At 64.0% G+C, this 16011-nt stretch carries 13 protein-coding genes; 4 read left to right on the forward strand and 9 right to left on the reverse strand.

From position 1 onward, the window contains the following. Nucleotides 1-12: 12 nt before the first annotated feature. The 3 genes from DOM32_RS03115 to DOM32_RS03125 form a co-directional block, all read right to left on the reverse strand. Nucleotides 13-984, reverse strand: coding sequence for a dihydrodipicolinate synthase family protein (locus DOM32_RS03115; RefSeq protein WP_110631023.1), 972 nt, complete (start codon nucleotides 982-984; stop codon nucleotides 13-15). A 107-nt stretch (nucleotides 985-1091) separates the two neighbouring features. Beyond that, nucleotides 1092-2042: a 4-hydroxyproline epimerase gene (locus DOM32_RS03120; protein WP_110631025.1), complete on the reverse strand. Its 951-nt coding sequence runs from the start codon at nucleotides 2040-2042 to the stop codon at nucleotides 1092-1094. Nucleotides 2043-2275: 233 nt separating this feature from the next. Then, nucleotides 2276-3706 carry an NCS1 family nucleobase:cation symporter-1 gene (locus DOM32_RS03125; RefSeq protein WP_110631027.1) on the reverse strand — a complete coding sequence of 477 codons (1431 nt, stop codon included), beginning with the start codon at nucleotides 3704-3706 and terminating at the stop codon, nucleotides 2276-2278. Between the two features lie 372 nt (nucleotides 3707-4078). On the opposite strand from DOM32_RS03125, the gene DOM32_RS03130 reads away from it, so the two are divergent. Next, nucleotides 4079-4561: an ureidoglycolate lyase gene (locus DOM32_RS03130; RefSeq protein ID WP_110631029.1), complete on the forward strand. Its 483-nt coding sequence runs from the start codon at nucleotides 4079-4081 to the stop codon at nucleotides 4559-4561. A gap of 76 nt (nucleotides 4562-4637) precedes the next feature. Here the strand turns inward: DOM32_RS03130 and DOM32_RS03135 are convergent, their stop codons facing one another. The 4 genes from DOM32_RS03135 to DOM32_RS03150 form a co-directional block, all read right to left on the reverse strand. After that, complete coding sequence (locus DOM32_RS03135) at nucleotides 4638-6128, reverse strand: sodium:solute symporter family protein (RefSeq protein ID WP_110631031.1); 1491 nt, start codon at nucleotides 6126-6128, stop codon at nucleotides 4638-4640. A gap of 297 nt (nucleotides 6129-6425) precedes the next feature. After that, entirely contained in the window at nucleotides 6426-6818 is a 393-nt protein-coding gene (locus DOM32_RS03140; protein WP_071231068.1) for a RidA family protein, read from the reverse strand. 49 nt (nucleotides 6819-6867) lie between these two features. Next, a complete protein-coding gene (locus tag DOM32_RS03145; protein ID WP_110631033.1) occupies nucleotides 6868-8337 on the reverse strand; it encodes an N-acyl-D-amino-acid deacylase family protein in 1470 nt (489 codons plus the stop codon). A gap of 28 nt (nucleotides 8338-8365) precedes the next feature. After that, nucleotides 8366-9208, reverse strand: a complete 843-nt coding sequence (locus tag DOM32_RS03150) for a MurR/RpiR family transcriptional regulator (RefSeq protein ID WP_244179780.1) — start codon at nucleotides 9206-9208, stop codon at nucleotides 8366-8368. Nucleotides 9209-9432: 224 nt separating this feature from the next. Here DOM32_RS03150 and DOM32_RS03155 point away from each other — a divergent pair, with 224 nt between their 5' ends. Beyond that, nucleotides 9433-10653 (forward strand): amino acid deaminase, encoded by a 1221-nt coding sequence (locus tag DOM32_RS03155; protein ID WP_110631037.1) that lies wholly within the window; start codon nucleotides 9433-9435, stop codon nucleotides 10651-10653. A 449-nt stretch (nucleotides 10654-11102) separates the two neighbouring features. Here the strand turns inward: DOM32_RS03155 and DOM32_RS03160 are convergent, their stop codons facing one another. Next, entirely contained in the window at nucleotides 11103-11900 is a 798-nt protein-coding gene (locus DOM32_RS03160; protein ID WP_110631039.1) for an SDR family NAD(P)-dependent oxidoreductase, read from the reverse strand. A gap of 245 nt (nucleotides 11901-12145) precedes the next feature. On the opposite strand from DOM32_RS03160, the gene DOM32_RS03165 reads away from it, so the two are divergent. Together DOM32_RS03165 and DOM32_RS03170 are read left to right on the forward strand one after the other, a co-directional pair. After that, nucleotides 12146-14239: a TonB-dependent receptor family protein gene (locus DOM32_RS03165; RefSeq protein ID WP_110631041.1), complete on the forward strand. Its 2094-nt coding sequence runs from the start codon at nucleotides 12146-12148 to the stop codon at nucleotides 14237-14239. A gap of 161 nt (nucleotides 14240-14400) precedes the next feature. After that, nucleotides 14401-14580, forward strand: coding sequence for a hypothetical protein (locus DOM32_RS03170; RefSeq protein WP_110631043.1), 180 nt, complete (start codon nucleotides 14401-14403; stop codon nucleotides 14578-14580). A 97-nt stretch (nucleotides 14581-14677) separates the two neighbouring features. Here DOM32_RS03170 and serA read toward each other — a convergent pair whose 3' ends face one another. After that, nucleotides 14678-15928, reverse strand: a complete 1251-nt coding sequence (gene serA, locus DOM32_RS03175; protein ID WP_110631045.1) for a phosphoglycerate dehydrogenase — start codon at nucleotides 15926-15928, stop codon at nucleotides 14678-14680. Between the last annotated feature and the right edge of the window lie 83 nt (nucleotides 15929-16011).

The following is a 16011-nucleotide window of genomic DNA, read 5'->3' on the forward strand; positions in this document are numbered from 1 at the left end:
TGGCGAGAGTGGTCATCGACCTGCTGGCAGCCCCTGGCCGACGTTGCCGAGCTGCGCCGACCACTGCTTGTACCATTCACGGAATAGCGCGTACTGGGTCTCGACGTAGCGCCGCTGGGCGTCGCTCAGGGCGTCGCTCTCGTTGAAGTGCAGTTCGTAGGCGCTGTCGCCGTTGAGCACCATCAGCTGCTTGTAATAGAGCACCAGATCCACGCCTTCATCGAAGGAGGAGAGCACCGCCAGCGCCGACTCCAGCTCCCGGGCCTGGCGCCGGGCCACGAGATCGCCCTTGGCGGCCTTCTCGCAGAGCGCGACCAGTTGCAGCACCTCTTTCGGCAGCGCGTTGCCGACCCCGGTGATGGCGCCGGTGGCATTGCAGTTGACGAAGCCGTGGAATACCTGGGTGTCGACGCCGACCATCAGGCTGACCTCGTCATCCTGGGAGGTGATGTGCTCGGCCGCGTAGCGCAGGTCGTCTGCACCGCCGAACTCCTTGAAGCCGATCAGGTTCGGGTGCTCGCGACGCAGCTCGAAGAACAGGTCCGCACGGGTGGCGAAGCCGTAATAGGGGCTGTTGTAGATCACTGCCGGCAGCTCGGGCGCGGCTTTCAATATCGCCGAGAAGTGCGCCTTCTGGGCGGCGGGAGCGGTACCGCGGGAGAGTACGCGGGGAATGACCATCAGCCCCTGGGCACCGACCTTGGCCGCATGGGCGGCGTGGGAGACCGCTTCCTTCGAATTGACCGCGCCGGTGCCGACGATGACGGGCACGCCAGCGGCGACCAGTCTGGCCACGCCTTCCTGACGCTCGGCCTCGCTCAGCAGCGGCCAGTCGCCCATCGAGCCGCAATAGACCACCGCGCGCATGCCGAGATCGACCAGCTCGCGCCCCTTGGCGACCAGCGCGTCGTAATCCGGCGTGCGATCCGCGGTGCAGGGCGTCATCAGAGCGGGAATGCAGCCGGTGAAGATGGAGTCGTTCATGGTTGTCCTCTGGAATCCTTGAAGGTCTGTCGGGAATGGCTTTTCGGAAATGGCCTTTCGGGAATGGCGTTTCGGAAATAGCGTTTCGAAAATAACTTGCCGAACGGCTACGACGCGGTGATACCCCAGGCAAACGGGTCGTTATCGTCGATCAGCAGCGTGGCGTCGGCGATGACATAGGCGTTGCCGGTGATGGAGGGCAGTACGCGATCGCCCTGCCACGCGTAGCGCCCCTCGAAGCGGCTGCCGGTGATGCTGGCCTGCACCCAGGTCTCGCCGGGGGCCAGCTTGCCGTCCGCCGCCAGGCAGGCCAGCTTGGCGCTGGTGCCGGTGCCGCAGGGCGAGCGGTCGTAAGCCCTGCCGGGGCAGAGCACAAAGTTGCGGCTGTCGGCCGGTGTGCCGGTGCGAGTGTCGTCGGCGGCGAACAGCTCGATATGATCGATATGGCCACCGTTCTCGCCGGTGATCGCCTGCGCATCTAGCGCCTGGCGGATCGCCCAGGTGAAGGCCGTCAGCGCTTCCTCGTTGGCCAGGGTTACCGTCTGGTCATGCTCGCCGACCAGGAAGAACCAGTTGCCGCCCCAGGCGATATCGCCATGCACCACGCCGTAGCCAGGCACCTCGACCGGCACGCGCTGGCGATAGCGGTAGGCGGGCACGTTGCGCACCGTCACCGCGCCGTCTTCGTGCAGCGTGGCGCTGACCGGGCCGACGGTGGTGTCGATCCGGTGATCGCCGGGCTGGATCATCCCGAGGTGATGCAGCGACGCTACCAGCCCGATCGTGCCGTGACCGCACATGCCCAGATAGCCCGAGTTGTTGAAGAAAATTACCCCGCAGGTCGCGTCCGGCGTGACGGGCTCGCAGTAGAGCGCGCCGACCAGAACATCGTTGCCCCGCGGCTCGAGCAGGCAGGCGCGACGCCAGTGGTCTTGGGATTCCCGCAGCGCGTCGCGCTTCTCGACGAGGGTGTCGCCGGGCAGCGCCGGGAAGCCGGACATGACCAGGCGTGTCGGCTCTCCTCCGGTGTGGGAATCGATGACATGGATGCGCTTCATGCGTATTTCCTCCGATCCGGGCGGCCCCGCAAGACGTGGGAAGGCATCGCGACGAGAAATGTCGCGGATATTGTAGATTTTATACAATCTTCACGGCGCTATGGGAAGCGTACCGTGCGGGAAATGAGGCGCGATCTTTGATGTCGAGCCGCGGCGATCACAAAAAAGCCGGCGCTGGAGGCGCCGGCAACGGGAGAGAGCGCGCGAGGCGCTCAAGGAGACAGAACGGGCGCCTACGAGGCGACGGCCGCTGCGGCGGTGGCACGACGCATCGCCATGGCGTAGAAGGTCGCGCCCAGGGCGCCGCCGATGAAGACCGAGAAGTGCCCCAGGTCGCCCAGCGGCAGGAAGTTGATCACGATGCCGATCACGCTTGCTGCGACCACGGCCTTCACCGCGGCCGGATTGAAGCCGTTGCGATACCAGTAGGGGCCGTTGGGATCGACGCTGAACAGGGCGTCCACGTCGATCTCGCCCCGGCGAATGCGGTAGTAGTCCATGATCAGGATGCCATAGAGCGGACCGATGGCGGCCGCGAGCAGATCGACGGTGTAATGGATGATCTCCGGATTGCTGAACAGGTTCCATGGCGTCAGGAAGATCGAGCCGACGGCGGCGATGAAGCCGCCGGTACGGAAGCTGATCTTGCTGGGCGCCATGTTGGAGAAGTCGAACGCCGGCGCGACGAAGTTGGCGACGATATTGATGCCGATGGTGGTGGTGACGAAGGTTGCGGCGCCCAGCACGGCGACGAAGGTGTTGTCGAGGCGGGAAACGGTCTCGATCGGGTCGTCGATCATCTCGCCGAACACCGGCAGCGTCGCCGACACCATCATCACCGTGGTCGCCGAGAACACCAGAAAGTTGACCGGCAGGCCCCAGAAGTTGCCCCGCTTGACGTCATCGAAGGTGCGCGCGTAGCGGGTGAAATCGCCGAAGTTGAGCGTCGGCCCGGCAAAATAGCCGGCGACGATGGCGGCGGCGATCACCATCTGCCACAGCTGCTCGCCGGGGGAGAGCTGGATGTCGCTCAAGGTAAAGCTGATGTTGGACCAGCCCGCCTGCCACACCAGCCAGGCGGCGAGGGCGAACATCACCAGATAGACCGCCGGGCCGCTCCAGTCGATGAAGCGACGGATCGAATCCATGCCGCGCCAGAACACGATCGCCTGCAGGCCCCACAGCAGCATGAAGCTGATCCAGCCCAGGTAGGAGAGACCGAGAAAGCTGGGGCCGGCCAGCGATTCCATGCCGGGGAACAGGCGCAGGATCACGATGGTCAGGGCGTTGGAGGCCAGATAGGTCTGAATGCCGTACCACACCACGGCGATCAGGCCGCGAATCATCGCCGGAATGTTAGCCCCCAGCACGCCGAACGAGAGCCGGCAGATCACCGGGAACGGCACCGCGGCTTTCTGGCTCGGCTTCGCCATCAGGTTGGCGAAGATCTGTACGATGCAGATACCGATCAACAATGAGATCAGCACCTGCCAGCCGGCCAGACCCAGAGCAAACAGGCTGGCGGCGACCACGTAGCCGCCGACGCTGTGCACGTCGGAAAGCCAGAAGGCGAGAATGTTGTACCAGTTCCAGTTCTGCCTGGTGGGCGCGAGATCGGCGTTATAGAGCCGGTCGCTGTACTGATGATGCGGTTGCTGTGGCATGGCGGCTGCCCTCCGCAGGGCGGTTTGCGATGATGGTTCCTTTTTTTGTATACAAGATGCGTGCCATATCCCGCATGCACGTGAAGGGGGATGGGGCGCAGACGGTGTGGATAACGCGACGCTGCCAAAAAGAGACCAGCGATCAGGCTTTTAGAATCGGCGCCATTGCATGGCATGATTTCGCTTCAGCCATGCGTTCACCTGTCGGGGGGGAGGCGGCGAGAGAGTCTTCAAGCTCGGATGGCATGACGACGCACAACCGATGCGCGCTGGAATAGCGAATCGCACCATGAAGGTGCATAAAGACGAAACGGTTTCATTTTGTATACGATGATGCGCTAGATTGGAACGAAGTACCAAGGGGAGAGAGTCATGCTGGAATTGAAGGCCCAGAAGCTGACGCCGGAGGCTTTCGCGCCGTTCGGCGAGGTGATCGACGCGCGTATCAGCGAGTCATTTGCGATCAACGGCGGGCGCACGCAGCGCCATCACGATCTGGCCCGGGTGGAGATCCTGGACGCCCCCTCGCGACCGCTGATCAGCGTGTTCGTCAGCCAGCCGGTCACGCTGCCGCTGGAGCTCGAGCTGCTCGAACGTCATCCGCTGGGCAGCCAGGCGTTCATGCCGCTGCACGAGGAACGCTTCATCGTCGTCGTGGCGCCGCCGGGAGACGACATCGACCCTGACGGGATCTGCGCCTTCGTCACTGACGGCCGCCAGGGCGTCAACTACCGCGCCGGCACCTGGCATGCCATTCATTCGGTGCTGGAGCGGGAAGGCGAGTTCCTCGTCGTCGACCGCGCTGGCGCCGACAATCTCGACGAGCGGCCGATGGCGATCCGGGTGGTGGTCTAGAGCGGATCAGCGGGCGAGAGTCGAGAACGACGATGCCCCGCTGGCGCGGGGCATCGAGTTCTTGTGGAGTCCCGACTCAGGCGGTCTTGCCGCTGACGGCCGCCGCCGGGTCTTCCTCCAGCTCCATGCGCTCGCGCTCGTCGTCGATGATCTTGAGCGCCTGTTCCGGCGTCACCTTCGAGGCCGGCGTGACCAGACTGACGACGACGCCCACGACCAGCGCCACTAGCACTGCCGGGATGCTGGGGTTGCCCCAGAACGCCGTCCAGCTATCCACATTGATCACCGCCAGTGACGTGGCGGAGGCGGCGATCAGGGTGGCGATGGCGCCCTGCCAGTTGTAGCGCGGCCAGAAGCGCCCCAGCACGCCACAGACGAACATTCCCGCCATCACCGTGGCGATCATGCTGGTGATGTAGCTGATGACGTTATTGGAGGTCAGCGCGAACAGCAGCGCCAGCCCGATCGTCGCGACCAATGCCAGCCGCGAGAGACCCACGACCTTGCGGGCCGACGGCGTATGGCCGGTGAACAGCACGTAGACGTCGCGCAGCAGGATCGAGACGCCGGCGATGGCATCCGAGCTCGCGCTCGACATGGTGGCCGACAGCCCCGCGACCAGCAGCAGCAGGCCCAGCCACAGCGGCAGGATCTCGGTGGCCAGGAACGGGAAGGCGAAGTTGCTGTTGTCGAGACCGGGATTCAGCGCATGGGTCGCCATGCCGATGATCGCCGGAATGATCGAGAAGAACAGATAGAGGATGCCGGTGATCACGAACGACTTGCGCACCGAGCCGACCGAATTGCCGGAGTAGATCCGCTGGCGGTAGGAGGGCGTTGCCAGCACGCCGACGGCAATGACCGCGGCGAGCGAGATTGCCGGCACCAGGCCGATCTTGTCGATGCCCAGAAAGCTGGTGGCAGCGATGTCCATGTTGGCGCCGAGACCGGAGAAGCCACCGACCTCGAACAGCGCGATGATCGCCATCGCGATGAAGCCGACGAACAGCACCACCGCCTGGACGGTGTCGGTCCAGATCACCGCCATGTAGCCGCCGATCACGCAGTAGATGCCGAAACCCAGCGCCACCAGGATGCGCGCGGTAGTCAGGTCGATTCCCGCCATCCACGAGAGGTAGAGCCCGCCGCCGAGAATATGCGCGCCCAGCCAGCCGATGCAGGCGATGTAGATCAGAACGGCGACGATATTGCGCACCCAACGATTGGCGCCGACGTAATAGGAAAGCTCCTCGCTCATGGTCATGAAGCGAAAGCGGCGTACCGGCGCGAACCAGAACGCCAGCAGCAGCACGCCGATGGAACCGCCGATGCCGTAGAGCGCGCCGGCCCAGCCGTTGGCATAGCCGAACCCGACCGCGCCCATGCTGGAGCCTGTACCGACCATGGTCGCCACCGTCGTGCCGATGGTCAGAAAGATCGGGACGCTACGTCCGCCGAGCAGGAAGTCGTCGCCGGTGCTGCGACTGTTGCGGGATACCCACCACCCGAACGCGATCATGACGAGCACGTAGGCGATGAAGGCCCCGAGGAAAACGTGACTGTTCATATTGACCTCTTATAATTGTCGTTCCGGTCGTTGCCGCGACCGGAGCAGTGTGGAATGTCATGGCCTATGGGGTTTTTCACTGCGGTCGCGCCCTTGCCGGGGCGCGACCACCTTTCTTCCTTTCAAACGATTCGACGTTTTTCGTCAGATGATTCGACCAGCATCCGAGTCGTATCGATAAATAGCCGAGCGGAATGCAGCGCAAGGCGCACGGCACGCAGGATGCGAGACATAACATGGGGTTAGGCGAGCATCCGAGTACCGCGCAACGCAGTGCTGCGTCCGCGCAGGCATTTATCAAGCGCGATCAGCGCGATAGCACTTGATATCGACCTCAACCTTGCAGTCGACGACAAGGTCCTGAACGCTGCAGATCCGCGCTGGCGGATGGTCGCCGAACACTTCCTTGAACACCTTGTTGAACGAGCTGAAGTAGCGCGCGTCGGTGAGCACCGCGGTGACGTGGACGACGTCCTCGACGCCGTAGCCGGCTTCTTCGGCAATCTTCAGACAGTTGGCGAACGCCAGCCGGGACTGTTCGATGATGCTTCCCTCGACGACTTCGCCGTCGGTCATCGGCGTCTGGCCAGAGACGAACAGCCAGCCGGCCGCCTCGGTGGCGCGGGCGAAGGGCAGTTTCTGGCCACCGGTGCCGACGCCGCCTTCGACGCCATAACGTTTGATACTCATGGTCTTGTCTCCTGTTGCTTTGATGAACTGCTGATCGGGATAAGTGGGTTCATGGATGGATACGAGACGGGGCAGGCGAGAGGCGAACGTCTCGTCGCAGCAGTCGCCCGGCACGTGGGTCGCTGGCCTCGCCCTGGCGGTAGCTGACCACGCCGTTGACGATGACCCGCTCGATGCCGCTCGCCCTGGCGATCGGCGCGGTGTAGGTCGCGGTGTCCTCGAGGGCGTCGAGATCGAACAGCACAAGATCGGCGAAGGCGCCGACGCGGATTTCGCCGCGGTCGGTCAGGCCGAAGTTGGCGGCGGAAAGTCCGGTCATCTTGCGCACGGCTTCGGTCAACGGCAGCAGTTTCAGGTCGCGACTGTAGTGCGCAAGCACTCGCGGGAACGCGCCCCACAGACGCGGATGCGGATGCGGATCGTTGGGCAGCCCGTCGGAGCCGATCATCGACAGCGGATGCGACAGCACCAGGCGCATGTCCGCTTCGCTCATGTTGTGGTAGACCGCACCGGCCGGCTGCAGGCGCCGGGCGGCGTCCATCAGTGACAGCTTCCACTGCTCGGCGATCGTCTTCAGCGATTGGCGCGCCATTGCCGGGTGCGGGTCGGACCAGGTGATGAAGATGTCGATCTCGTCGGTGACCTGGCCCAGATCCAGCGTCGAGGAGCCGGCGGTATAGGGATAGCAGTCGCAGTGCACGCCGTGGGAAAGTGCGGCGTCGTCGAGCTTCGCCAGTGCCCTGGGCGCGTTGCCCCAGTTGCCGGCACCCGCGCACTTGAGGTGCGAGATCACCAGCGGCGCCTGGCCGTGGGCGGCGGTGGCGAAGGCCTCGTCCATGGCTTCGGGGAGCCCGGCGAACTCGTCGCGCAGATGCGTGGTGTAGACGCCGCCGGCGCGGCCGACGGCCTCGACCAGCGCGTTCATCTCGGCGGTGGGGGCGTGATAGGCATTGCGATAGGCGAGCCCGGAACTCATGCCCACGGCGCCCTCGGCCAGAGCCGTTTCCAGCTGCTCGCGCATGGCGGCGATCTCGTCGTCGCTGGCGGCACGGTCGAAGCGATCCATGACCTGGCTGCGCAGGCTGGTATGCCCGATCAGCGCCGCGACGTTGACGCTGGGTTGCGCCTGCTCGATCGCCTCGGCATAGGCGGCGAAGCTGGGGTAGCGGAAATCCTCCGCGCGGCCGAGCAGGTTCATCGGGTCCGGCACCTCGCCGGCGAGCCGTACCGGGCTGGCACTGATGCCGCAGTTGCCGACCACCACCGTGGTCACACCCTGGGAAAGCTTGGGCAGCATCTGGGGGGTACGGATGACGTTGGTGTCGTCGTGGGTATGCACATCGATGAAGCCGGGAGTGAGAATCAGCCCCGTGGCATCGACGGTCTCGCGGGCGTCGGCATCGCCCAGATCGCCGATGGCGACGATCCGGTCGCCCTCGATCGCCACGTCGGCGATGAAAGGCTCGCGTCCGGTGCCGTCGATGACGCTGGCGCCGCGGATCAACAAATCGTGGGGCATGGTGGCTCCTGAAAGCGGCTCGTGATGCTCAATCTCCCAGCGGCTGGCGGTTGTCGCCGCCGCGGTGGGCATCGAGAGTGATCTTGAGTCGTCGCAGCTTGTCGCGAGTGCGCGAGCGGTGGCGCAGCGCCAGACCGAGGGCCAGCATGTCGATGGCGGCCATCATGGCGTAGCGTGAAGACGACGGAAAATAGATGTAATCGGTCTCGCGGGCGGCCAGCGGTAGCGTGATATCGGCGACCTTGGCCAACGGCGAACCGACCGCAGTGACGGCCAGTACCCGGGCGCCGTATTGGCGCGCCAGTTCGGCCGCCTCGACGATTTCCGGGGTATAGCCGGTAACGGAAAGCGCCACGACCACGTCGCTGGGCTCCAGGGTCGAGGCAACCATGCGCGGCAGCAGCGACTGGGGATAGGCGCTGATCGCGTAGCCGAGGCGAACCAGCCGGAACTGCAGCTCCTGCGCCATCACCGTCGACCCGCCGCCGGCCCCGAACACCAGAATCTGGCGGGCGTCGTCGAGCAGCGATACCGCGCCTTCGACGTCTGCCTGCTCCATCAGCGTGCGATTGAGCGCCAGCGTCTGGGCGGCGGTGTCGTAGATCACGCCGAGGCCGTCATCCTCGCTCGCCTCCTGGATGAAGCGGCGGCCGGCAGCCAGCGCCCGGGTCAGGCGCGTCTTGAGGTCGCGAACGTTGCGGCAGTCCACCGCTCGAGCAAAGCGGGTCACCGTGGCATCGCTCACCTCGGCGCGCCTGGCGATCTCGCCGATGCTCGCCTCCGCGACGAAGTCGATATCATCGAAGATCAGATTGGCGACCTTCTTCTCCGCCTCGCGCAGACTCGGCAGGCAAGCGGTGATGTGCGACAAGATGTCGATTTCCTGGCTCACGTTGGGCTCGATAGTCGGTAAGTAGGCAGTCGATGTTAGTGACTAACATATTTTTATTTTGTGTGTTAGTAAATACCCCAAAGGCCTGAGACAAAGACCTGAGACAGAGACCTGAGACAAAGGGCTGGGAAGACAGACTCGGCCCGGCATTCTCGGTGACGACGATCACCACAAGCACAACATTCGCGACAGGAGAAGAACCGATGGCTGACCCGATGACGTCTTTGGCGCCGCCGCAGAAAGGCACGCCGCTTTCGACCCCCGCCAATCTGCTGGCGGACGTGCCGCTGCCGGCGGCGGCGATCTTCGAGGCACCGCTGGCGCACAATCTCGCCTGGATGCAGCGTTTCGCGGACGATCACGGCGCCAAACTCGCGCCCCACGGCAAGACGACGATGACGCCGGCGCTGTTCCAGCGACAGATCGAGGCGGGTGCCTGGGGCATCACGCTGGCGACGGCGGTGCAGACGGTGGCGGCGCATGCCCACGGCATCGATCGCGTGCTGATGGTCAATCAACTGGTCGGCCGGCCGAACATGAGGCTGATCGCGGATGCCATCGAGCGTGGCCTCGAATACTACTGCGTGGTCGATGGTGACGATAACGTGCGCGATCTGGGGCGCTATTTCGCCGAACGTGGCCTCACGCTCAATGTGCTGATCGAGCTGGGCATCGACGGCGGTCGCTGCGGTTGTCGCGACGCCGAACAGGTCGAGGCGCTGGTGGCGGCGATCGCGGAACAGCCGGCGCTGGCGCTGGTGGGTATCGAAGGTTACGAGGGGATGATCGCTGGTGGCGACGAGGTCGCCGCCGTGCGCGCCTACGGCGAGCGACTGGTCGATACCGTCCGGGCGTTGCAGGCCAGTGGCGTGCTCCAGCGCGAGGCGCCGATCGTTACCGCGTCCGGCTCCAAGTGGTTCGATCTGATTGCCGAGGCGTTCGACAGGGCGGAGCTGCGCGAGCATTACACGCCGGTGCTGCGGCCGGGCTGCTACGTCGTTCACGATCACAGGCTTTACGCTGGCGCCATGGACGCCGTGAAATCGCGTCACCCCGGGCTCGAGGGGGAGTTGAAGCCCGCGCTCGAGGTGTTCGCCCACGTGCAGTCGCTACCCGAGCCGGGCCTGGTGATCGTCGCGCTGGGCAAGCGCGATATCGGCCACGAGCCGGATCTGCCGCTGCCGCTGCGCCTCTATTCATCGGCCATGGAGAACGCGACGCCGACCGATATCAGCGCGTGGCGAACGACGCACATCATGGACCAGCACGTCTTTCTTGAGATTCCCGCGAATGCCGAGATTGCCGTTGGCGATGTCATCGCTTTCGGCACCTCGCATCCCTGCCTGACCTTCGACAAGTGGCGCCGCCTGCTGCTGGTCGACGAACGGCTGGAGGTGAAGGACATTCTCGAAACCTGCTTCTGATAACGGCGCCGCATCCGCCATTAAAAAAGTGGAAACGGTTTCCATAAATATTGACGCTCGGGCGTTGCTCGCTTAATTTGGCATCCTGTGAGCATCGGTCGCGGCCATTTTTCCGCGCCGTTGGCTGCACGACAGTCATGCGATGGTTCGCGAATCAGGCCCGGCGGTATTCGGGCAGGCGTGCCATTCCCGAGCGCTCTTCCGTCGGGATGAGACCTAACGAATCATTGACGGAAGTTTGTGGCGAGCCATTGGCTCGCCTTTTTTATGCCAGGGGCTTATGCCTAGTTTATGCCTGGGGTTGCCGCTGTGAAGGCTGATGCCGGAGGGAAGGTTCGGTATATGCCACCCTCTTGGTGACGCCTGAGCGAGCGACGGGGCTCTCCGCCTTGTCGCTCGTCGGCCCGGCCCAGACGTTGGTTGGAATGGCTGACTGTCTGGCGGGGCGTTCAATTCTGAACGGAAATGACGGAGCCGCCGTCGACACGGATATTGCTGCCGTTGACGAAAGAGGCGTGCTTTGACACCAGCATGGCGATCACGTGGGCGACTTCCTGCGCTTCGCCGCGGCGTTTGGCGACGATGCCGGGGCGCTCCTTTTCGAGAAAACCTGCGATCGCCTCTTCGAAGGAAACGCTCAGTTGATCGGCGCGCTGTTTCATCATGCCATCGGTCATGGGCGTCGCGATGAAGGCGGGGGCCACGGTATTGCAGAGCACGCCGTGGGCGGCTTCCCTGTAGGAGAGATTCTTGACGAAGGTGCTCAGCGCCGCCTTGGCGGTGTTGTAGACCGCCTCTTCCCAGTAGGGTTGAACGCTGTTTTCCGACGTGATGCAGATGAAACGGCCCCAGCCGCGATCGCGCATGGCAGGAATGGTGGCGCGAGCCACTCGCACGGCAGAGAAGAAGTCGATCTGCCAGGCGTGCTCGTAATCCCCGTCGGTGAGTTCCAGCGGATCGCCCTTGGCGCCAGTCACGCCGGCGGTATGGATGACGATATCGATCGCGCCGAAGCGCTGCACGCCCTTGGCGACCAGTTCGTCCACTTCCGCTTGCCGCGTCACGTCTGCCGTCAGGCATAGCGGCTTGCCCGGCAAGTCGTTGGCGGCGCGCTCCAGCGCTTGCGGGTCGAGATCGGTGAGCACCAGATTGACGCCTTCGGCCGCCAGGGTATGGGCCGTGGCCAGGCCGATACCACTTTGCGCGCCGGTGATTAATGCGGTTTTACCGCGAATGCCCAAATCCATTGCCAAGCCTCCCTGCTTACGATTGGATTGCTCGAGGAATGCAGTATTCGAGCCTCCAGCATGGTCAAGGTCGCGAATTCTTGCCAACCGGCGACCGTGAGGCTTGGCCTTGCGGGGGCGCCATCGAGGCGTAAAAATGGCGCCCGTCTCGCGGCCGTGCGAGTCGGAACGCTCGCCAAAAGCGATACACCACATCTTCACAAGCCGCTGGAAAAGCGGCAAACATCTCCATTGCAGGGAACGCCATGACATTTCGCTACCTTCCAACGGCACTATGCCTGGGCGCCGTCCTGCCCGGCGTAGCACTGGCGCAGTCCGGCTCGGCGCCGTCTGCCGCGAGCCCGCCGCCGGCCGCGCAACCGGTGATCGAGGTCACCGCGCCAAGGCTCTCCCGCGAGCTGTATGCCACTCCGGCCGCCGTCTCGGTGGTCGAGCGCGAGGAGATTCAGCAGGGGCAGCAGCGGGTCCGCCTGGACGAGTCGCTGATCACGGTGCCCGGCCTCTTCCTGCAGAATCGCGACAACTTCGCCCAGGGCGAACGGGTGTCGATTCGCGGGTTTGGCGCGCGGACGCCCTGGGGCGTGCGTGGCATCACCGTGCTGGTCGATGGCATTCCCTACACGTTGCCGGACGGTCAGGCACAGCTGGATGCGATCGATCTCGACAGCGCCGAGCGCATCGAAGTGATCCGCGGCCCCAGCGCGGTGCAGTACGGCAATGCCGCCGGCGGGGTGATCAGCGTGACCACTGCGGACGGCAGCGACGATCCGGGCAGCCATATCCGTATCGAAGGTGGCAGTGACGGCTATCAGAAGGCATCGGTCAGCAACGGCGGCGTCAACGGCCCCTGGTCGCACCACATCAGCGTGTCGGCGCTCAATGTCGACGGCTATCGCGACCACAGTTCGACCGAGAAATACCTGCTCAACGCCAAGCTGCGTCGCGAACTGGGGAGTGATCGCGCGCTCACGGCGATCGTCAATCTGCTGGATAGCCCCTACGCCGAAGACCCGGGCGGGTTGACCGCGGCAGCCGTGGACGAGGATCGAGCAGGCACGGTCGACAGCAACTTCTACTCGCCGACCCGTATCGATGCGGGGCAGGAGGTCGATCAGCAGGTGCTCGGCCTGCAGTACGAGGATCTCTCCGCCGGCCCCGGCGAATTCTACCTCAAGGGTTTCTATCTCAAGCGCGACTACCAGCAGCAGTTGGCCTATGTGGGTGACGACAACTTCGTTGCCTACGATCGCGACTACTACGGCGGCAGCGCCGAGTATCACCAGGCGCTGAGGCTGGGCGAGCTGCCGCTGCGCTATGTGGCCGGCGTGGATGTGGGGCGTCAGGTGGACGACCGCTACCGGGAGGCGGTGAACATCGATGGCGACCATCAGGGACGCACCGCCGACGAGACCCAGAAAGCGACCTCGCTGGGGGCCTTTCTGCAGGGCGATCTCGACCTGACCGAGCGCTGGACGCTCTCGCTCGGCACCCGTTACGATCGGGTCGATTTCGATATCGACGATGACTATATCGATCTCGCCAATGACGACGGCGACGACAGCGGCGACCGTACCTTCGAGCAGTGGAGCGGCAGTGCCGGGCTCAGCTTCCGTTACCTGCCCACGCATCAGGTCTATCTGTCGACGGGCACGTCGTTCGAGACGCCGACCTTCGCCGAGTTCGCCAACCCGGCCGGCGTCGGCGGTTTCAATCCCGGCATCGAACCGCAGAAGGCGTGGAATCGCGAGATCGGCCTGCGCGGCAACTTCGACAACGGCCTCGATTACGACGTGACGCTGTTCTCGACCCGGGTGCGGGATTCACTGGTCTCCTATCAGATCGATGGCCGGGACTACTATCGGAACGCCGGCAAGAGCCAGCAGGACGGTATCGAGGCGGCGCTGGGCTGGCAGTTCCAGCCCAGCTGGCGCCTGGATAGCGCGCTGACGCTGGCCAAGTACGAATTCGATGACTTCGAGGACGCCGACGGCAACTATGACGGCAACCGGATTCCCGGCCTGCCGGAGAAGACCTGGGTCAATCGCCTGACCTGGCAGGGGCTCGGCCAGAGGTTCGCGACGGTGGAAACCCAGTACATCGGTTCGATGATGGCCGACGATGCCAACGAGGTGAAGATCGACGACGTCTGGCTGGTCAACCTGCGCGGCGGCGATGGCTGGCGGCTGGGCGGCGATACCTGGCTGAAGGGCTATGTCGGCATCCGCAATCTGTTCGACCGCGAGCACTATGCCAACGTGATCATCAATGCGACCAACGCGCGCTATTTCGATCCGGCACCGGGGCGGACGGTCTATGCTGGTATCGGTATCGACTTCTGACACGGCGATGTCCCGCGAGGAGGTTTCGCGTCGATGTCGTGTGTCGATAGCTGATGTGGATGTCCGGAGTAATGTTCGGAGTGAATGTCTGGTGTGAATGACCACAATACGAGAGCGGCGTTCGAGCATCGCCGCCATCAACGATGATTCAAGGAACCGTTATGCGAATTCTCATTGCGTTTGCCGGGGCGCTGGTCCTGTTCTCCCTGATCGGCGGCTGCACGTTCAACCGTTACAACGACGGGCAGCGCGAGGTGAAGGCCGGCGTGCCCCAGCAAGGGCCGACCAGCAATCCGGCGGATGCTTCGCGGGGCCAGAACGGCACTGGCGAGCTGCCGTAAACACGTAGCGATACGCCTGACCTGACGTAAAAAGCCGCCCAAGGGCGGCTTTTCGATCGTCGGCTCATTAAGGCATCTTTTCAGGCCTGATCGTGCTTCAGGCCTGATAGTCGCTCTCGGAGTAGAGCACGCGCAGGCGCAGGGTGTGGTTGACCTGCTTGAGCGCTTCCAGTGCCTGCTTGCCGTAGGCCTTGTCGACATCGATGACGACGTAGCCGACCTTGTCGTTGGTCTGCAGGAACTGGCCGGCGATGTTGATGCCGTTTTCGGACAGCACGCGGTTGATCTCGGAGAGCACGCCGGGCACGTTCTCGTGGATGTGCAGCAGGCGATGCTTGTCCGGATGCGACGGCAGCGCCACCTCGGGGAAGTTGACCGAGGTGATGGTGGTGCCGTTGTCGGAGTAGGTCACCAGCTTCTCGGCGACTTCGATGCCGATGTTCTGCTGCGCTTCCAGCGTGGAGCCGCCGATATGTGGGGTCAGGATCACGTTCTCGAGACCGCGCAGCGGCGAGGTGAACTCCTCGTCGGCGCCCTTGGGCTCGACCGGGAAGACATCGATCGCCGCGCCCAGCAGCTTGCCGCTCTTGAGCGCTTCGGCCAGGGCCTCGATATCCACGACCGAACCGCGAGAAGCGTTGATCAGGATGCCGCCCTGCTTCATCAGCGCGATCTGCTCGGCGCCGATCATCCAGCGCGTCGACGGCAGATCCGGCACATGGAGGCTGACCACGTCGGCGCGGGCCAGCAGCTCCTCGAGGCTGCCTACCTGGCGCGCATTGCCCATCGCCAGCTTGGTCACCACGTCGTAGTAGAGCACGTCGAGGCCGAGCGATTCGGCGAGTACGGAGAGCTGGGCGCCGATGCTGCCGTAACCGATGATGCCCAGCGTCTTGCCGCGGGTTTCATGCGAGTTCTTGGCGGATTTCAGCCAGCCGCCCTGATGCGCGCGAGCGTTCTTCTCGGGGATGCCGCGCAGCAGCATGATCGTTTCGGCCAGCACCAGCTCCGCCACCGAACGAGTATTGGAGTAGGGCGCGTTGAATACCGGGATGGCGCGCTTGAGCGCCGCATCGAGATCGACCTGATTGGTGCCGATGCAGAAACAGCCGACGGCAGTCAGCTTTTCCGCCGCGGCGAAGACCCGCTCGTTCAGCTGGGTCCGGGAGCGAATGCCGATGAAGTGCACGTCGCGGATCTTTTCGATCAGATCGTCTTCGGCCAGCGACGTGGAGAGCGTCTCGATATTGGTGTAACCCGCGTTCAGCAGCGTATCCACGGCGGACTGGTGAATGCCCTCGAGCAGGAGGATCTTGATCTTGCTCTTGTCCAGAGACGTCTTGGCCATTGGTGGATCAACCCTTCTTCATCGGCTTGTGGCGACGGTGGCATGAAAGCCGTGTCGCGGTCATGGGGGAAGACCTGGCGGGA

The sequence above is a fragment of the Salinicola salarius genome, from assembly GCF_003206135.1.
Lineage (GTDB): Bacteria > Pseudomonadota > Gammaproteobacteria > Pseudomonadales > Halomonadaceae > Salinicola > Salinicola salarius.

Coding starts and splice junctions, on each gene's coding strand:
- DOM32_RS03145 (WP_110631033.1), bottom strand. CDS start 8,337: ATGCCCCACGATTTGTTGATCCGCGGCGCCAGCGTCATCGACGGCACC.
- DOM32_RS03170 (WP_110631043.1), top strand. CDS start 14,401: ATGCGAATTCTCATTGCGTTTGCCGGGGCGCTGGTCCTGTTCTCCCTG.
- DOM32_RS03140 (WP_071231068.1), bottom strand. CDS start 6,818: ATGAGTATCAAACGTTATGGCGTCGAAGGCGGCGTCGGCACCGGTGGC.
- DOM32_RS03130 (WP_110631029.1), top strand. CDS start 4,079: ATGCTGGAATTGAAGGCCCAGAAGCTGACGCCGGAGGCTTTCGCGCCG.
- DOM32_RS03160 (WP_110631039.1), bottom strand. CDS start 11,900: ATGGATTTGGGCATTCGCGGTAAAACCGCATTAATCACCGGCGCGCAA.
- DOM32_RS03155 (WP_110631037.1), top strand. CDS start 9,433: ATGGCTGACCCGATGACGTCTTTGGCGCCGCCGCAGAAAGGCACGCCG.
- serA (WP_110631045.1), bottom strand. CDS start 15,928: ATGGCCAAGACGTCTCTGGACAAGAGCAAGATCAAGATCCTCCTGCTC.
- DOM32_RS03135 (WP_110631031.1), bottom strand. CDS start 6,128: ATGAACAGTCACGTTTTCCTCGGGGCCTTCATCGCCTACGTGCTCGTC.
- DOM32_RS03115 (WP_110631023.1), bottom strand. CDS start 984: ATGAACGACTCCATCTTCACCGGCTGCATTCCCGCTCTGATGACGCCC.
- DOM32_RS03165 (WP_110631041.1), top strand. CDS start 12,146: ATGACATTTCGCTACCTTCCAACGGCACTATGCCTGGGCGCCGTCCTG.
- DOM32_RS03120 (WP_110631025.1), bottom strand. CDS start 2,042: ATGAAGCGCATCCATGTCATCGATTCCCACACCGGAGGAGAGCCGACA.
- DOM32_RS03125 (WP_110631027.1), bottom strand. CDS start 3,706: ATGCCACAGCAACCGCATCATCAGTACAGCGACCGGCTCTATAACGCC.